Annotated in this window: 14 protein-coding genes; 5 read left to right on the top strand and 9 right to left on the bottom strand. The window is 63.2% G+C overall.

Features of this window, described 5'->3' with window-relative positions; all coding sequences use genetic code 11:
- The first annotated feature begins 2 nt into the window (after positions 1–2).
- Complete coding sequence (locus AAG821_RS14885) at positions 3–1,295, top strand: NAD(P)/FAD-dependent oxidoreductase (protein ID WP_341910826.1); 1,293 nt, start codon at positions 3–5, stop codon at positions 1,293–1,295.
- Between the two features lie 207 nt (positions 1,296–1,502).
- Here the strand turns inward: AAG821_RS14885 and AAG821_RS14880 are convergent, their stop codons facing one another.
- Positions 1,503–2,078 (bottom strand): hypothetical protein, encoded by a 576-nt coding sequence (locus tag AAG821_RS14880; protein WP_341910827.1) that lies wholly within the window; start codon positions 2,076–2,078, stop codon positions 1,503–1,505.
- The gene (locus AAG821_RS14875; RefSeq protein ID WP_341910828.1) at positions 2,071–2,625 is read right to left on the bottom strand and encodes a hypothetical protein; all 555 of its coding nucleotides are present in this window, start codon (positions 2,623–2,625) and stop codon (positions 2,071–2,073) included. Before AAG821_RS14875 ends, AAG821_RS14880 begins: the two co-directional genes overlap by 8 nt.
- Positions 2,626–2,842: 217 nt before the next feature.
- Between AAG821_RS14875 and hemN the strand changes: the two genes are divergently transcribed.
- The gene (gene hemN, locus AAG821_RS14870) at positions 2,843–4,216 is read left to right on the top strand and encodes an oxygen-independent coproporphyrinogen III oxidase (RefSeq protein ID WP_341910829.1); all 1,374 of its coding nucleotides are present in this window, start codon (positions 2,843–2,845) and stop codon (positions 4,214–4,216) included.
- Positions 4,217–4,310: 94 nt separating this feature from the next.
- Positions 4,311–5,399, top strand: coding sequence for an alkene reductase (locus AAG821_RS14865; protein ID WP_341910830.1), 1,089 nt, complete (start codon positions 4,311–4,313; stop codon positions 5,397–5,399).
- Positions 5,400–5,442: 43 nt separating this feature from the next.
- Here AAG821_RS14865 and AAG821_RS14860 read toward each other — a convergent pair whose 3' ends face one another.
- Positions 5,443–6,267 carry a flagellin gene (locus tag AAG821_RS14860; RefSeq protein WP_341910832.1) on the bottom strand — a complete coding sequence of 275 codons (825 nt, stop codon included), beginning with the start codon at positions 6,265–6,267 and terminating at the stop codon, positions 5,443–5,445.
- Positions 6,268–6,534: 267 nt separating this feature from the next.
- Here AAG821_RS14860 and AAG821_RS14855 point away from each other — a divergent pair, with 267 nt between their 5' ends.
- Entirely contained in the window at positions 6,535–7,962 is a 1,428-nt protein-coding gene (locus tag AAG821_RS14855) for a DUF1217 domain-containing protein (protein WP_341910833.1), read from the top strand.
- Here AAG821_RS14855 and AAG821_RS14850 read toward each other — a convergent pair.
- The 4 genes from AAG821_RS14850 to AAG821_RS14835 are packed head-to-tail and all read right to left on the bottom strand — an operon-like array spanning position 7,959 to position 12,347.
- Complete coding sequence (locus tag AAG821_RS14850) at positions 7,959–8,507, bottom strand: EF-hand domain-containing protein (protein ID WP_341910835.1); 549 nt, start codon at positions 8,505–8,507, stop codon at positions 7,959–7,961. The genes AAG821_RS14855 and AAG821_RS14850 overlap by 4 nt on opposite strands.
- A 47-nt stretch (positions 8,508–8,554) precedes the next feature.
- On the bottom strand, positions 8,555–9,583 hold the full coding sequence (locus tag AAG821_RS14845) for a flagellin (protein ID WP_341910837.1): 1,029 nt from the start codon (positions 9,581–9,583) through the stop codon (positions 8,555–8,557).
- Between the two features lie 3 nt (positions 9,584–9,586).
- Positions 9,587–10,975, bottom strand: a complete 1,389-nt coding sequence (gene flgK, locus AAG821_RS14840) for a flagellar hook-associated protein FlgK (protein WP_341910838.1) — start codon at positions 10,973–10,975, stop codon at positions 9,587–9,589.
- A gap of 28 nt (positions 10,976–11,003) precedes the next feature.
- The gene (locus tag AAG821_RS14835) at positions 11,004–12,347 is read right to left on the bottom strand and encodes a flagellar hook protein FlgE (RefSeq protein ID WP_341910840.1); all 1,344 of its coding nucleotides are present in this window, start codon (positions 12,345–12,347) and stop codon (positions 11,004–11,006) included.
- A gap of 504 nt (positions 12,348–12,851) precedes the next feature.
- Between AAG821_RS14835 and AAG821_RS14830 the strand changes: the two genes are divergently transcribed.
- Positions 12,852–13,721, top strand: a complete 870-nt coding sequence (locus AAG821_RS14830) for a flagellar hook basal-body protein (RefSeq protein WP_341910841.1) — start codon at positions 12,852–12,854, stop codon at positions 13,719–13,721.
- A gap of 2 nt (positions 13,722–13,723) precedes the next feature.
- Here the strand turns inward: AAG821_RS14830 and AAG821_RS14825 are convergent, their stop codons facing one another.
- Both AAG821_RS14825 and AAG821_RS14820 read right to left on the bottom strand, forming a co-directional pair.
- Complete coding sequence (locus tag AAG821_RS14825) at positions 13,724–15,328, bottom strand: HAMP domain-containing sensor histidine kinase (protein ID WP_341910845.1); 1,605 nt, start codon at positions 15,326–15,328, stop codon at positions 13,724–13,726.
- Positions 15,328–16,053 (bottom strand): response regulator, encoded by a 726-nt coding sequence (locus AAG821_RS14820; protein ID WP_341910847.1) that lies wholly within the window; start codon positions 16,051–16,053, stop codon positions 15,328–15,330. Before AAG821_RS14820 ends, AAG821_RS14825 begins: the two co-directional genes overlap by 1 nt.
- Positions 16,054–16,138: the final 85 nt, after the last annotated feature.

Raw genomic sequence — 16,138 nt, 5'->3', positions numbered from 1 at the left:
CCATGAGCAGCTTCTCTCCCAAATTCTCGCGGCGCCAGATTCTGGCCGGCGCCACCATCGCCGCCGGCAGCTTCGCCATCCCCCATATCGCCCGCGCGCAAGCCGCTGCCGGCCGCGTCGTCGTGATCGGCGGCGGCTTCGGCGGCGCCACGGCGGCGCGCTACATCAAGCTGTTCTCGCCCGACACCGATGTGGTGCTGGTCGAGCGCGATGCGAATTACATCACCTGTCCCTTCTCGAATTACGTGCTGGGCGGAATCCGCGACATCAACAGCATCACGCACCGGCGCGATCCGCTGCGCCAGCGCCATGGCGTGCGCCTGGTGCGCGGCGAAGCCAGTGCGGTCGATACCACCGCGCGCAGCGTGCGGCTGAAGGACGGCAGCAGCCTGCCCTATGATCGCCTGGTGGTGGCACCCGGTATCGAGCTGAACTTTGGCGGTGTGGCCGGCTGGAGCGAGCAGGCCGCCAACACCGTGATGCCGCATGCCTGGAAAGCCGGGGCGCAGACGCTGCTGCTGCGCAAGCAGCTGGAAGCGATGCCCGATGGCGGCACGGTGATCGTGGCGCCGCCGGCCAATCCGTTCCGCTGCCCGCCCGGGCCGTATGAACGTGTCAGCATGATCGCCTGGTATCTCAAGACCAAGAAGCCGAAGTCGAAGATCCTGGTACTGGATGCCAAGGATGCCTTCTCCAAGCAGGGCCTGTTCATGGCCGGCTGGGAAAGCCAGTATCCCGGCATGATCACCTGGGTGGCCGGCAAGGATGGCGGCAAGGTGGAGAGCGTCGATCCGAAAAGCATGACGGTGACGGCCGGCTTCGGCAAAGAGAAAGGCGCCGTGGTCAACATCATCCCGCCGCAGACGGCAGGCAAGATCGCCCTGGATGCCGGGCTTGCAGAGTCCAACGGCTGGTGTGCCGTCGATCCCGCCAGCTTCGCCTCGCGCAAGGCCGCCAATGTCTACGTGCTAGGCGATGCCTCGATTGCCGGCGCCATGCCCAAGTCGGGCACGGCGGCGAACAGCCAGGCCAAAGTGGTGGCGGCTCAGGTGGCTGCCGGCCTGCGCGGCGTGACCGCGCCGGCGGCGGTGTTCCATAACACCTGCTACAGCCTGGTGACGCCGGACTATGGCATCTCGGTCACCGGCACCTATCGCCCCGGCCCGCAGGGTGTGGCGGAAGTGCCCAGCTCCGGCGGCGTGTCGCCGGGCAACGCCAATGCGGCTCAGCGCAAGGCCGAGGCCGATTTCACGCTCGGCTGGTATGCCGGCATCATCGCCGATACCTTCGGCTGAAGTCTGCTGACGCCAACAAAAAAACCCCGGGGCACGAAGCTCCGGGGTTTCAGTTGGGGAACACGAGGGTCATCCCTCGACGCTGACCCTGTTGTTATTTCATGCCGTTGTCGGGGGTGATGTGATCGTGGTCACAAGCCGGGGCCAGGTGGCACAGCAGACTGCAACCTTCACCACACCGTCATACAACCCGTATTTTGCGAGGGCTCAGACGGCTTCGGCAAAGCTGGCGATGACATCCCCGTGATTTTTCACCAGTGCGAGGCGGAAGCCCTCTGAATCCGGCAGATGCCGTTCGAGCTGGCGAATGGCGGCCTTCTGGGTCGCGGCCTGCACCAGATAGAACCGCCCGTTGGTCCATTGCCGCGCCGGATGGTCGGGATCGGTTTCCTTCATCCCCTCATTGTCGTGATGGGCGACGAATTCCCAGATCATGCCGCCGGGATCGAAATTTTCCGGCGGCGTGACGCGATAGACGAAGGGCAGCTTTTCCTCGGCATGGCGCTTTTTCAGCGCGGCCAGCTCGACCTCGGCATTGGCCAGCTTCTGCTTCGCCGCCTCGATATTCTTGGCCGCCTCGGCGGTCTGCGTTTCGGCATGCTCGGCTGCGGCGCGCAGCTGGTCGAGGCCCGACTGCAGATAGCGCGTGCGGCTGGCGACCGATGACCAGGCGTCGCGGGCACGCTCGAAGGTCAGATTGCCGACCAGCAGGATCAGCGCCAGGTTGGCGGCCAGCACGAGCACATAGGCGATCGACATTACATCAAGGTTGAAATCAAACATCGGCGCGCTTCAGTTTGCCGCGGAAGGCCTGGATCGAGAGCACCGAGGCTTCCTTGCTGAACCGCTGGCGGCAGAGCTGGCGTGCGGTATCGCCATCGACGCCCCAGATCACCAGCCGCCCCATGCGATAGCCTTCGGCATTGGTGGAGCTGGTGCCCAGGCCGTTGAACATGGTGTGCTTACGGTGCAGCAGTATCTTGGCATACCAGCCCGTGGCTTCCGCGGTGGGACGGCCGATCTCGAAGACGGTGCTGTTCTGCGGATCCTGCAGGGCCTGCTCGGCATGGCGCAGCGCCTGCACCTCACGGAACACGCCGTGATATTGCGACTCAATGCCCTGCAGTTCCTTGTTGCGCGCGGCCAGATCGCTGGCCTTGTCGAGATAGGTATGGCGCGCGGCTTCGGTTTCCGCATTCAGCCGCGCCACGCCATGGTGGTTGGTCGCCATATTCTTCACCACGCGCGACAGGGCATCGCCGCCGATGCCGATGGCCAGCAGCAGGATGATCCCTGGAATGATCGCAATGGCGATGTCGACGATGGTCATGACGGGTCGGCGGTCAGAACTTCTGAGTGTGATAATTCTATTACTAGTTGCTTATTGCCCAACGGTTAATTCTTAACAACCCTCCATCGCGCCACAATCACCAAAAATCATGGTTAATTAAGTAAATTCAATATCTTACGGGATTTAGCCGCGATGCCGGACGATTGCTTTGAGCCAGGTCAAAGCCGCGGCGTCGCAGGCATGCTCCAGTGTGGCCATGCCCGATTCCGCCCAGCTTGCCGCCATCGCCGCCCGTATCGGTCCCGTGCCGCGTTACACGTCTTACCCGACCGCGCCGCATTTCCAGCCCGCCGGCGACGATGCCGGCTGGCGGGGCTGGCTCGACGCGCTACCCGATGACAGCGCCTTTGCGCTCTATGTGCATGTGCCCTTCTGCCGGCAGATGTGCTGGTACTGCGGCTGCAACACCCAGGTGTTGAAAGGCAACGCCACGCTGGAACGCTTCCTGGCGCTGCTGCTGCGCGAGATCGATCTGGTGGTGCCGCACCTGCCGGCGCGACCGCGCCTGAGCGGCCTGCATTTCGGCGGCGGCACGCCGACCATCCTGGGCGGCGACGGCCTGCAGCGCGTGGCCGAAAGCCTGCACCGCCATTTCGATGCGCTGCCCGATGCCGAGATCGCCATCGAGATCGATCCGCGCCATTTCGATGCCGGCCTGGTGCCGGGCCTGAAGGCGCTGGGCATCAACCGCGCGAGCCTGGGCGTGCAGAGCCTGGATCAAAATGTGCAGGCGGCGATCAACCGCCACCAGCCGCTGGATGTGGTGGCGCGCACCGCCGATGCCCTGCGCAGGGCTGGCATCGGCTCGATCAATCTGGATCTGATCTACGGCCTGCCGGGCCAGACGGTGGGCAATGTCACCGACACCGTGCGCGCCAGCCTCGCCCTGCGGCCTGACCGCATCGCGCTGTTCGGCTATGCCCATGTACCCTGGATGAAGCCGCACCAGGCGCGCATCGATACCGCGGCCCTACCCGATACCGCCGCGCGCTTTGCGCAGGAGGGCGCGGCAGCCCAGGTGCTGACCGAGGCCGGCTATTGCCGCGTCGGCCTCGATCATTTCGCCCGCCCGCAGGATGCGCTGGCGCAGCAGGCCGCCGCCGGCCAGCTCAACCGCAATTTCCAGGGTTACACCACGCAGACCGGCGAGGTGCTGCTCGGCTTCGGCCCCTCGGCGATCAGCACGCTGCCGCAGGGCTATGCGCAGAACATCCCTGCCGTCGCCGGCTGGCGCGCCGCCGTGGAGGCCGGGCAGTTGCCGGTTGCCCGCATGCGCGCAGTAACGGCTGAAGACATCCTGCGGCGCGCCGTGATCGAGCAGCTGATGTGCCACCTGCAGGTCGATCTTGCCGCGCTTGCTGCGCAGCATGGTCTGCCGGTGACGCTGTTCGATGCCGACCTGCCACGCCTGGCGCTGCTGGAAAGTCACGGCATCGTCACGCGTCAGGGCGGCTATGCACTGCGCATAGCTGAAAGCGGCCGGCCGCTGGTGCGCCAGGTCTGTGCCGCCTTCGACAACTATCTGCAGCAGCAGACTGCCGCCGCACCGCCGCGCCATGCCGCCGCGTGACTCACCGGACTGTAACCGCCATCACGCTTGCTTTTTCGCTGCAGCGCACTTTCTGTAGAGGACTGCCTACCCCCTTTCTCGCAACGGATTTCCCATGACCGGACTGTTTGATTCCTATCGCCTCGGCAACATCACCCTGGCGAACCGCATCGTGATGGCGCCGCTGACCCGCAACCGCGCCGGCGCCGGCAATGTGCCCACCGCGCTGATGGCCGAATACTACGCGCAGCGCGCCGCTGCCGGTCTGATCGTGGCCGAAGCGACCCAGGTGGTGCCGGAAGGCCAAGGCTATCAGGACACGCCCGGCATCCATTCGGCAGAACAGATCGCAGGCTGGAAACGCGTGACCGATGCCGTGCATGCCAGGGGCGGCCGGATTTTCCTGCAACTGTGGCATGTCGGCCGCGTCAGCCATGTGTCGCTGCAGCCCGGTGGCCAGGCGCCAGTGGCGCCATCGGCGATCCGCGCCAAGACCAAGACTTTCGTCAACGGCACCTTCACCGATGTGTCTGAGCCGCGCGCCCTGCGGCTGGACGAGTTGCCGGCGATCATCGACGGCTACCGCAAGGGTGCGGCCAATGCGATTGCCGCCGGCTTCGATGGCGTCGAGATCCATGGTGCCAATGGCTATCTGCTCGACCAGTTCCTGCGCGACGGCATCAACCAGCGCACGGATCAATATGGCGGCAGCATCGAGAACCGCGCCCGCCTGCTGCTGGAAGTCACCCAGGCCATTGTGCAGGAGATCGGCGCCGAGCGCACCGGCATCCGGCTCTCGCCGGTGACGCCGGCGAATGACGCCACCGACAGCAACCCGCAGCCGCTGTTCAATTACGTGGTCGAGCAGCTCGATCGCCTTGGCCTGGTGTATATTCATGTCATCGAGGGTTCGACCGGGGCCGACCGTGACTTCGGCGCCGGCTTCGATTACGGCGCGCTGCGCAGTCGCTACCGCGGTGCCTGGATCACCAACAATGGTTATGATCGCGCCATGGCCGACAATGCCGTAGCCAATGGCCGCGCCGACCTGGTTGCTTTCGGCCGCCCCTTCATCAGCAATCCCGATCTGGTGGAACGCCTGCGCCGCGATGCGCCGCTGGCCCAGCTCAACCGCGCCACGCTCTATGGCGGTGGCGCCGAAGGCTATACCGACTATCCGGCGCTCGAAGCGGCGGCAGAATAAAAAAGGGGGCCAGAAGGCCCCCTTTCCATATCCGGGACAGGCGTTAGCGGAACAGGCTGAGCAGCGTGTTCGGCTGCTGGTTGGCAATCGACAGCGCCTGGATCGCTAGCTGCTGGCGCACCTGCAGCGACTGCAGCGTGGCGCTCTCCGCCGCCACATCGGCATCGACCAGCGCGCCGAGGCCGGTCTTGGTGGCATCGACCAGGTCGTCGACGAAATCCTTCTGCAGGGTGATGGAGCGCGACTGCGCCGCGACCTGCGCCGAGATCGAGTTGACCAGGGTTTCCAGCGTGCCGAGATCGGCCATGGCCGAGCTGTAATTCGACGCCGCGGTATAGCCGGCCGTGAACATGCTGGAGAAGCTGGCCGCCGCCGCCGACAGCGAAGACCCGGTCTGCAGGGTGAGCGTGGTGCCCGACACATCGGCGACAAAAGTGACCGAGGTATCGGCGGTCAGAAGGTTCTTGCCGTTGTAAGAGGCCTGGCCAATGTAGTTCTGAATCTGGCTGACCAGCTGGTTGACGTCATTCTGATAGACTGTGCGCTGATCGGAGGTGAGCGAACCATCGGCCAGGTTGGCGAATTTCGCCTTGATGTCGCCGATCAGGTCGGAAATGCCGGTCAGTGCCGATGCCGTCACCTGGCCAAGCCCCTCGCCGGCGGCCAAAGAAGACTGCACCGAAGCATAGGCCTTGATATTGCCGCGAATGCCCTGGGCAACGGCGAAGACCGCCGCATCGTCGGAGGCATCGGCGACCTTGTAGCCGGTCTGTACCCGCTTGGAGGTGGTGTCGAGTTCGGAATTGACCCCGCGCAGCGAGGACAGGGCAACCAGCGCGCCGATATTGGTGTTGACTGAATTCGTCATAATGAACAGTCCCTTTCTAGGATCGAAGCCGCCGTCATGGCGACCTTTCAGCCGCGCCACCCTAGAAATCGGCTGCTGCGCCAACAATCGCGAAACGGCGGAAGAAACCTGCCGTTACAAGGTGATAGGAAAATTTATGTCGGCTTAACCAATCCGAATCCCGGGCCGGAAACGTTGTTACGTTTCATGTCAGCGGTGCAGAAACCGGCTGCCGGCGTCACCGAGCCGGTAAAATCCGCGGATCAGAAAAATCCGCGAGACTCTGCCATGACCATCGATCTCAGCGTTCTGTACGGCACCAGCAGCACCAGCAGCACGGCGTCGATGTCGGCACTGGCCATGTACAAGAAGCTACAGAAGACGGCAGAGGAAAACGAAAGCGCGACCAGCGAAGCCGCCGAGGCCGAGAAGGTTCAGACGCAGATCCGCGAGATGAACAATGCGGTGATCAAGGCGCGCAATGCCCAGTACAAGCAGATGAATGCGCAGATCTCCACCGATGTCAGCTATTTCCAGAACCGCGTCTCCAGCGCCACCACGGTGGACGAGCTGATGAACGACGACCGTTTCCTCAAGGTCATTGCCTATGCCAATGGCTATGAAGACCTGTATCTCAGCAACAAGCAAAAGCTGCGCGACATCCTGACCAGCGACCCGAGCGATGCTAGTTCGGTGGCGCGTCAGGGCACCTTGAAGGATCTGGAGCTGGCGCAGAAATACGGCTTTGGCGCCACCGGCACGCTGACCGATACCGATGGCAATACGGTCGGCCTGGATGCCGACGGCAATATCGTCAACGACGATACGGTGGAAACCGCCCTGCCCGCCGGGCTGGCGAAGCTGCGCGGCCTGGCCGTCGACAGCGCCGGCCAGGCCCTGCTCGACAGCGATGGCGCCCTGATCTACGGCACCAACCTGAAGGCCAACGATGCCACGGCCTACAGTCAGGCCCGCACCAAGACACTGCTGACCGAAGAAACCGCGCCGACCGAGGCCGATGAGCCCTATGCCTATGCCGGCGATGATTTCGACCGCTTCACCCAGCGCACCGACATCCAGAAGGACATCGCCTATTTCGAGGAAAATATCGGCAATGTCACCTCGACAGACGACCTGTTTGCCGACCAGCGCCTGCTGAACTTCATCCTCAAGGCCTATGACATGGAGAGCGAGGCGCAGTATCCGGGCAAGATCCGCAAGATCCTGGAAAGCGACCTGACTGACAGCAACTCGCTGGCCAACCGCTTCACCGACCCGCGCTACCAGAACCTGGCCGCCGACCTGGACTTGTTCGCCTCCGGTGTCACCACCCTGACCAGCGCATCGACTATCGAGAGCATCACTGAGAAATACCAGCAGACCGCCTACGAGAAGAATCTGGACGAGCAGGCGCCCGGCGTGCGCGTTGCCATCGAATTCAAGCGTCGGCTGGAAGATGTCAGCACCACGGTGCAGCTGCTGGGCGATTCCGTGCTGCGCGAGGTGATCACCAAGGCGAACTATATCCCCGACGAAATGGCCTATCAGGAAACCGAGGCGCAGATCGCCACGGTGGAAAAGAAGGTCGATGTCACCGAACTGAAGAACGATCCCGATGCCATCGAGAAGATGGTGCTGCGCTATCTGAGCATCAAGGACAGCGCGAGTACCAGCAGCGGCAGTGGCGACAGCTACCTGCTCAACCTGTTCGCCTAGCGGAATCTGCGCTTTTCGCAGTCGGCCGTGGCGACCGATCGGTTATAGGGCCCGCGCCGGGTCGCCGTCGCATAGCGGCGCGCCGTCGCCGCCATAAACTCTTCACGCGAGACGCGCCAGTCGAGATTGACATCGGCGGCCATCACCAGATCCAGCTCGCGATGCACGATCAGGTTGCTGTCGTCGCGGAATGGCGAGGCCGGCCCGCGACTCACCATGCGCGGGGTCGGCGGCGGCTCCAATGGCCGGCGCAGCGCCGTCAGCTCGGTGACCGTGACAAAGCCGTCGCCATCGGTATCGGCGCGCAGGAACCAGCGCAGCGCATCGGCCTCCAGCTCGGCCTGGGACAGTAGCCCGTCGCGACTGGTATCAACCGCGGCGAACCAGCCCTCCAGCAGTGATTCGCAGCGCGCGGTGTCATTCACCGCGCCCAGCGGCTCGCCATTCGGACTGGAAATCAACTGTGCCCCGGCCGGCCGTTCCGGCCCGAAGCCACAGCCTCCGAGTAGCGCCAGCAGAATGGCCGATATCACGACAGGCTTCATGGTCTCCTGGCCCGGCAAAAAGCCGGGCTAAGCAGACCGGCGGTCCATCATAGATAATTGACCAGTGACAAGGCCAGCGTCTTGCTGGTCACCAGATAGGAAGCCTCCAGCGCGGTCTGCAGGTTGGCGATGCTGGTGGAAACTTCCGCGGTATCCGCATTCTGGATATTGCCGATCCGGATGGTCAGCAGATCCTTGGCGCGCAGATGGCGTTCCTGCACCTCGGCCAGCTGCTGCTGCTTGTAGCCGTTGCGCGAGGCGGTGGACTTCAGCTCCGAGATCGCCGTGTTGAGCTGCTTGACCGCATCGTCCACCCGGGTCTGGTAGTTGACACTGTCGGTGCTGATATCCTGGGTGGCATCGCGGAAGCGCACCACGGCATCGATCAGGCGCTGGAAGCCCGGTTCGACCGCCGAGACACCATAGGACACCCGCTCCTTGTCATCGACATAGAGGCCGACCTCGTTGATATCGTAGAAATTCTGCACATCGGTGGTGGCGGCGGTGTTGAGATAGGGCGGCTGCGGCGCCGGAATGGCACTGGTGATCACCTGCAGTGGATCGTCATAGCCGGCGGTGACACCCGGCACGGCACCAGCGGCATAGGTGGTCGGCAGCGCCGACAGGGAGCCATTCAAAGGGTTGGTGTTGTAATTGCTGGCCGAAAACAGGTAGCGGTCACCATCCTTGGTCTGCAGGATGCTGCCGATCTGGTCGAGCAGCGTGCTGGCCTGCACCGCAGGCGCCGAAGTGGACGCAAAAGCAGTGTCGCGATTCTCGATCATCATGCTCTGGGCGTCGGTGGCCAGATCGATGATCTTTTCGATCGACAGCGCATAGAGGTCGGTGCGATTGATCGCGGTCTGCACCCCGCTGTTATAGGTCTCGACCGTGCCAAGCTTGGATTTGAGCTGGCCCAGTTCCTGCGCCTGGCCCGATACACCGATAAGGCCATCGAGTTTGAGGCCGGTGGCAAGCTGCTGGTTCTGCTGGTTCAGCATGGTGGTCAGCAGGCTGATATTGCGGCTCATCGCCATCTGGCTGGCCAGCTGGGTCGTTGCGGTGATGGCTACCATGGTTCAGCTCCCGATTGCGATAACTTGGTCGAACATCTCTTTGATGGCATTCATGATTTGCGCCAGCGCCGCATAGTTGTTCTGCAGCGTGGTGAGCTGCGCCAGCTCGTCATCGACATTGACGCCGGTGAGGTTGCGGAATTTCTGCTCGATGGTGGCCTGCAGGCTTTCAGCGGTGTCGCGATTGGCTTCGTTCTCGCTGGTCTGCTTGGCGTTGTAGGCCATGACGCCGCTGGCCAGACCGAAGATATTGACGTTGGCAATGCTGAGGCCGTTCGGCGCGCCGGCCGGATTGACCTGCGCCGCCGTCAGCGTGGTGTTACGCATCGCCTGCTGGATATCGCCCATCAGGCTCGCGTCGAGCGTCGTGGGATCGGCCACGAATGAGCCATCGACTTCCAGCGTGCCGGCGGCATCGCCAGCGGTGTAATTGAAGATATTGGAGCCGTAGGCTGTGTTCACCACATCGGCGATATTCTGCGCCAGCGAGTCGAGCTGGTTGAAGAATTTCTCCAGCGTGCCGACATTGCCGTCGGAACTGGCCTGCGCGGCAGCACTGGTATCGAGATAATCCAGATTGGCACGCAGCGAACCGCTGCGGAAACCGGCCGTCACATCGTTGCCGGTGCCGTTGCTGATCGTGTTGGTGGTGGCATTGTAGCTGAAGCTTTGCGCCGTGCTGCCGGCCAGCTGGGTGCCGGCCTCGGTATAGACCGTCATCACACCGGTATCGCTGGTCACCGTGCGCACGCCGACCAGGCCGGCCATTTTTGTAACCTCGGCATCGCGCAGGTCTTCCAGATCGCCGGTCGGATAACCGGCTGCCTTCTGGCTGACGATCTGGGCATTGAGCTTGGCGATATTCTTGCTCGCCTCGTTCAGCGTATCCAGACCGGTGCTGATATCGTCATAGGCCTGGGTCTGCAGGCTGCTGCGCAGGCCGGCCAGGCGGCGGATCTCGGCCGACAGCTCCTCGCCGCGCTGCACCACCAAAGCCTTGAGCGATGCGTCTTCGGGCGTCGCCTCCAGGCTTTTGACCGCCTCCTCGAAGTTGGTCATCATCGATTCCAGCGTGGTCTGCCCGCCGCTGGTGTCATCGGCACCCAGCGCCTCGGCCAGCGCGCGGGACCGGTCGGCGGCGGTGCTGAGCTGGTTGTAGTCCGCCGTCGCTGCATAATAATCCTGCAGCAGTTCGGGCGACGCCGCCCGCACCACCGCGGCCACCAGTGCCGCCTGCGGTTCGCCGCCGGCCGTCGGCGTGGTCAGCTGGACGGTCTTGCGCGTGTAATTGGCGTTCTGCGCATTGGCGATATTGGCCGAGACCACGCTGGTCTGGGTCTGGATGGTGGCCAGGCCAGTGACCGCCGTGTTGAGTGCCGCTGTCAGGGACATGTTGTCGCCTCCTCAGATCATCCGGCGCCTAGCGCCGGATGTTGATGGTTTCCTGCAGCAGTTCGTCGGTCGCCGTGATGATGCGCGCATTCGCCGAATAGGCCCGCTGCGCGACGATCAGCTTGGAGAATTCATCGGCAATATCGACATTCGATCCCTCGATGGCGGCCGAAACGAAGTCGCCCACCCCGCTGGACCCGGCCTGGGCCAGGATCGCGGCACCCGATTGCGGCGTCGCCACGAAGGCATTGCCGTTGACGCGGTCCAGTTCGGTGGGGTCACTGAAGCGGGCCAGCGGGATCTGGTAGAAGGTCTTCACATTGCCATTGTCGAAGGTGACCGAGACAAAGCCCTGCTCGTCGATCGCGAGGCTCTTGAAGGTGCCCTGCGGCACACCATTCTGGCTGAAGTCGTTCAGCGTCAGGGTATCGCCGGCAAACTGCGTGGTGCCGATGGTGTTGCCATAGGAGCCGAGGTCGAGGCTGATATCCTGCGACCCCGACCCGAAATTGAGCGAGAAATTGAACGCAGCGTTGTCATCGACCGCACCGGCCGCGCTGGCCGTCATGCCGCCCGCCGACTCCAGCGACGACAGCGCACCGGCGGAGATGTCAGCGCCGACGCCGCCGAGCGAAGCACCAAAATGCACTGTGGCCGGACCGAAATTGGACGGCGTGCTGTCCGGCGCCTCGACCGCTAGAGTCCAGGTATCGGTGCCGATCCGGGTCCAGGTGAGATTGAGCGTGCGGGCATTGCCCAGCGCATCGAAAATCTGGATCGAGCTGACCGGCAGCGTTGCCGGCAGGCCGCCGCTGGCATTCTCCACATTCGACGGCAGGTTGGCGGCGTAATCCACCGTGCTGGTCGCCACCGGCGCATCCAGCAGGTTGGAGACCTGCACTTCCGTGGTGCTGGAGGTATCGACCACGCCGGTGACCGGATCGACCGACCAGCCCTGCAGATAGTAACCCGACGAATTGACCAGGAAACCCTGCGAGTTCTGCGTGAAGTCGCCGACGCGGGTGTAATAGCTGGTGGTCTCAAAGGTCGGCAGGCCGGTGGTGGAATCGACACCGGTGGCTTTCGACACCGGGATGAAACCATTGCCGGAAATCGCGATCGAGGTGGTGGACGAGACCTGGGTGATCGAACCCTGTGCATTGTTGGCGAAGAAGGGCTGGTTCAGCACACCGCCGGATGAATGCGTGTTTGACTGCGCGCTCGACTGCGTGATCAGCGTCTGGAAGCGCGATTCCACCTTCTTGTAACCGATGGTGCTGGCATTCGCGACGTTGTCAGAGATGTAGCCGATCGCGGTGGACTGCCCGTTCATTCCCGAGATCGCGGTCTGCATTGCACCGGTAATCGACATGGCTTGGCTCCTTGGCTGGATGGCGGTGTCGCCGATCCTCAGAGCAAGGAGCGTGCCGTTTTATGACTCTGATCCTATGCCCTTGGCAGTGCTGGATTTCTTGCCAAAGGATGAATGCGGGTTAACGCTTGCCTGTCCGTTCACATCGGCAAATTTTGCCGGGCTGGGTAAAATATGCATAGTTTATGCGTATTTAACGATAATCCGTACAATGTGTATGGCTCGTTTCCGGTAACAAAAGTTAACAATGTGGCGGAAGGCTTAATCCCGGTTAAGGCCATTCTGAAAGAATATTTCAGGAACATTTATCGAGCACCGAGAAGCACTTAGCAGTGCGTCGGCATCCTGCCCCACAGCCTTCGCAACAGACGGCGCGCCGCGTCGCAATGTTGCGGTGTGTGTCGGTCTTCACCAAGGCGGCTTCAGTCGGGCGACAGCATGCAACGGCACGCGCCTTGCTCTCTGTGATGGTCAGGACAATTCGATCCAGCACAAGGTGCAGCAATGACAATCAACGGCGTGATGAATGTGGCGGTGCAGGCGATCACTGCGCAGTCGATGGCGATCAGCAACATCTCAGACAATGTCGCCAATGCCACCACCACCGGCTACAAGGCGGTGGAGACGCAGTTCCTTGATGTGCTGCAGGGCATGCAGGCCACCAGCAGCCCGGTGCTGGGCAGCACCCGACAGATGGGTGTGGTGGCCGCGGCCGACTTCGCCAATCGCGGCCAGGGCCAGATCGTCGATGACGACAGCACCACAGCGGCGGCGATCAGCGGCAACGGCTTCTTCGTGGTGGCGAAGGCTACCGCCGTGGACCCGGAAACCGGCGAGCCGACCGGCTTTGAAAGCACGCCCTACTACACCCGCCAGGGCGATTTCCATCTCGACAGCAGCGGCCGCCTGGTCAATTCGGCCGGCTATTACCTGATGGGTTCGGCCAGCGGCACCGGCACCACGCCGTCGATCCTGACCATCGATACCAGCGACAATGCCGCCGGCGGCGGTTTCAGCAGTGTCAGCATCGCCGATGGCGGCGTCATCACGGTGAATTACGACGATGGCAGCACCGGCACCCAGGGCCAGGTGCTGCTGGCCAATTTCCGCGAGCCCGACAGCCTGGACCGTATCGATGGCACCGCCTATGTCGCCACGGCGGAGTCAGGCGCGGCCGTCTACGGCAATCCGATGGCCGGCACGAACCGGGCCGGCATCGGCACCATCGTTGGCGGCGCGCTGGAATCCTCCACCGTGGATACCGCCGACCAGATGACCAAGCTGATCATGGCCCAGCAGGCCTATTCAATGAATTCGCAGGTGATCCAGGCCGCCAACGAGATGATGACCACGGTGGTGGGGATGAAGGGCTGATGTCAGCTCAGGCCGAAGGGCAGAAACACCTCGACCTCTAGGCCATGCGGCTGGCGGTTGCGCAGGTGGATGGTGCCGCGATGCTCCAGGATGATGGCGCGGGCGACGCTCAATCCCATGCCGAGGCCACCGGTTTCACGACTGCGCGAGGCATCGACACGGTAGAAGGGCTGGAACACCTTTTCAATCTCGTCTTCCGGGATGCCTGGCCCACTGTCGCGGATGAAAATGCGCACCCCGTTGATTTCAGGAATCAGCGATACATAGGCGAAGTCGCTGTATTTGATTGCATTGTCGATCAGGTTCATGATCGCCCGCAGCATCGCGGTCGGCCGGCAGCTCAAGGCCAGATGCGGCGGGCCGGAATATTCGATCACCGCCCCGGCATCGGAGCGGTCGTCGCAGAGCGTGACCAGCAGGACGGCGAAATCCACTTTCTCGATCGGCTCGTTGCGCGGGTTGAACGAGGCGAAGGACAACAGCTGATCGGTCAGCATTTCCATGAAATGCAGTTCATCCAGCATGCGTTGGCGCTGTTCGCTGTCTTCCACATATTCGGCGCGCAGCTGCAGCCGGGTCAGCGGTGTGCGCAGATCGTGCGACAGGGCGATCACCAATTCGGTGCGGTCGCGTACGAAGCGGTTGATCTTGTCCTGCATCTCGTTGAAGGCGGTGGCGATGGCGCGGAATTCGACCGGACCTTTCTCGGGCAACTTCACCGGCTCCTGCTCCGCCCGCCAGCCTTGCGCCGCCGCCACCAGCTGCTTGAACGGCCGCAGCATGCGCCAGGTCGACCAGAAGGCCAGGCCGGCGATGATGCCCATGATCAGCGTGAACCACAGCAGTGTGATGGCCAGCGGCGAGATCGGCTCGAAAGCCACCTTGGGCCGATAGGCCGTCCAGACCGGCTCGCCGGCGGCGCTGGCCTGGCGGATCCAGACGGTAAATATCCCGGGGACAAGAAAATCCTCGTCGAAATAGCCCGTGCGGGGCGGCTCGTCCGGCCCCGGCGGTGCACGGACCGGCCAGCCGGTTGGCGGACCAAGCGGGAATCCGGGTGGCGGCCCGGGTGGTGCTCCGTGTGGCGCTCCGGGTGGTGGCGGCCTGAACCCGTCCAGTTCGGGGCCGCCGCCGAAAATCAGCCGCGGCATCGACCGCACCCCGTCGCCGCTGCCCTGCTCCGGCCCCACCGCCACCGCGATGCGCGGCACCGGCAGAGGCCATAGCAGTAGTCGCCCGCCGGGTCGCGGCCAATCGACGCTCACCGTCACCTGCTCGATGCCGCTCTCTGCCAACGCAAGCTGCAACCGCCGCTGCACGTCACGGAACGGAAACGGCTGGCGGATGGCGTCATGCGCCGGCGGCGGCATATCGAGCACAGGCATCAGGATGTCGTCGTCGCGAACCGCCGCCCCGGCGGCATGGCGGCGCATCTCCGCTGTCAGGGCCTCGATGCTGTAGAGTGGCATTTCGCGCGGGCGCGTACTGCGCAACAGCAATACGGTGGCGACCTGCGTGCACAGGATCGCCAGGATGATGGTCCCCGCAATACGCCATACAATGCGATCGCTGCCGAATTTACGCAGCGACCGTCCAATCAGTTTCATTATGCCGCCTGCAGTGCCTTTACCTCTGGCGTGAAGATATACCCGCCGCTGCGCACTGTCTTGATCAGCTCCGGCATATTCGGGTCGACTTCGATCTTTTTACGCAGGCGGCTGACCTGAACATCGATGCTGCGGTCAAACAGCACGGTGGAACGGCCGCGGGTCAGATCAAGCAGCTGGTCGCGGCTGAGCACGCGCTGAGGATGTTCGGCGAAAGCGATCAGCAGATCGAATTCGCCCGAGGTGAGCGGCAGCAGGGTGCCATCGGGCGAGCGCAGATGGCGCTTGCCGATCTCCAGCGTCCAGCCGCTGAAGGCATAGGCCTGCGGCCGGTCGATCTCTTCGGCCGTGGCCGTTGCTGCACGGCGCAGGATCGCCTTGATGCGGGCGACCAGCTCGCGTGGGCTGAAGGGCTTGGTCAGGTAGTCGTCGGCACCGATCTCAAGGCCTAGAATGCGGTCGGCCTCGCCCGACAGCGCGGTCAGCATCAGGATCGGAATCTGCACCTCCTGCCGCAGCCGACGGCAGAGCTGCAGGCCATCTTCGCCCGGCAGCATCAGGTCAAGCACGATCAGGTCGAAGCGGCCGCTCTTGAGCGCCGACTGCATGCCACGGCCATCGGCGGCCGGCGTGACGCGAAAGCCGTGCTCGGTGAGGAAGCGCATCAGCAGGTTACGAATCTCGCGGTCGTCATCGACAATCAGGATATGAGGCGTGCGGGACATCGGAATATGTGTTCGGGGAATCAATGTTTCGTGTTCACGCATGATGCCAGCCGATCCTGCGCTGCGAAAGCGCGAGTTTGTAACG

The organism is Ferrovibrio terrae, from assembly GCF_943372915.1.
GTDB lineage: Bacteria > Pseudomonadota > Alphaproteobacteria > Ferrovibrionales > Ferrovibrionaceae > Ferrovibrio > Ferrovibrio terrae_A.
The sequence above is the reverse complement of the archived record's forward strand: the minus strand, read 5'-3'. Positions and strand labels throughout refer to the sequence as shown.

Coding starts and splice junctions, on each gene's coding strand:
- AAG821_RS14885 (WP_341910826.1), top strand. CDS start 3: ATGAGCAGCTTCTCTCCCAAATTCTCGCGGCGCCAGATTCTGGCCGGC.
- AAG821_RS14880 (WP_341910827.1), bottom strand. CDS start 2,078: ATGTTTGATTTCAACCTTGATGTAATGTCGATCGCCTATGTGCTCGTG.
- AAG821_RS14875 (WP_341910828.1), bottom strand. CDS start 2,625: ATGACCATCGTCGACATCGCCATTGCGATCATTCCAGGGATCATCCTG.
- hemN (WP_341910829.1), top strand. CDS start 2,843: ATGCCCGATTCCGCCCAGCTTGCCGCCATCGCCGCCCGTATCGGTCCC.
- AAG821_RS14865 (WP_341910830.1), top strand. CDS start 4,311: ATGACCGGACTGTTTGATTCCTATCGCCTCGGCAACATCACCCTGGCG.
- AAG821_RS14860 (WP_341910832.1), bottom strand. CDS start 6,267: ATGACGAATTCAGTCAACACCAATATCGGCGCGCTGGTTGCCCTGTCC.
- AAG821_RS14855 (WP_341910833.1), top strand. CDS start 6,535: ATGACCATCGATCTCAGCGTTCTGTACGGCACCAGCAGCACCAGCAGC.
- AAG821_RS14850 (WP_341910835.1), bottom strand. CDS start 8,507: ATGAAGCCTGTCGTGATATCGGCCATTCTGCTGGCGCTACTCGGAGGC.
- AAG821_RS14845 (WP_341910837.1), bottom strand. CDS start 9,583: ATGGTAGCCATCACCGCAACGACCCAGCTGGCCAGCCAGATGGCGATG.
- flgK (WP_341910838.1), bottom strand. CDS start 10,975: ATGTCCCTGACAGCGGCACTCAACACGGCGGTCACTGGCCTGGCCACC.
- AAG821_RS14835 (WP_341910840.1), bottom strand. CDS start 12,347: ATGTCGATTACCGGTGCAATGCAGACCGCGATCTCGGGAATGAACGGG.
- AAG821_RS14830 (WP_341910841.1), top strand. CDS start 12,852: ATGACAATCAACGGCGTGATGAATGTGGCGGTGCAGGCGATCACTGCG.
- AAG821_RS14825 (WP_341910845.1), bottom strand. CDS start 15,328: ATGAAACTGATTGGACGGTCGCTGCGTAAATTCGGCAGCGATCGCATT.
- AAG821_RS14820 (WP_341910847.1), bottom strand. CDS start 16,053: ATGTCCCGCACGCCTCATATCCTGATTGTCGATGACGACCGCGAGATT.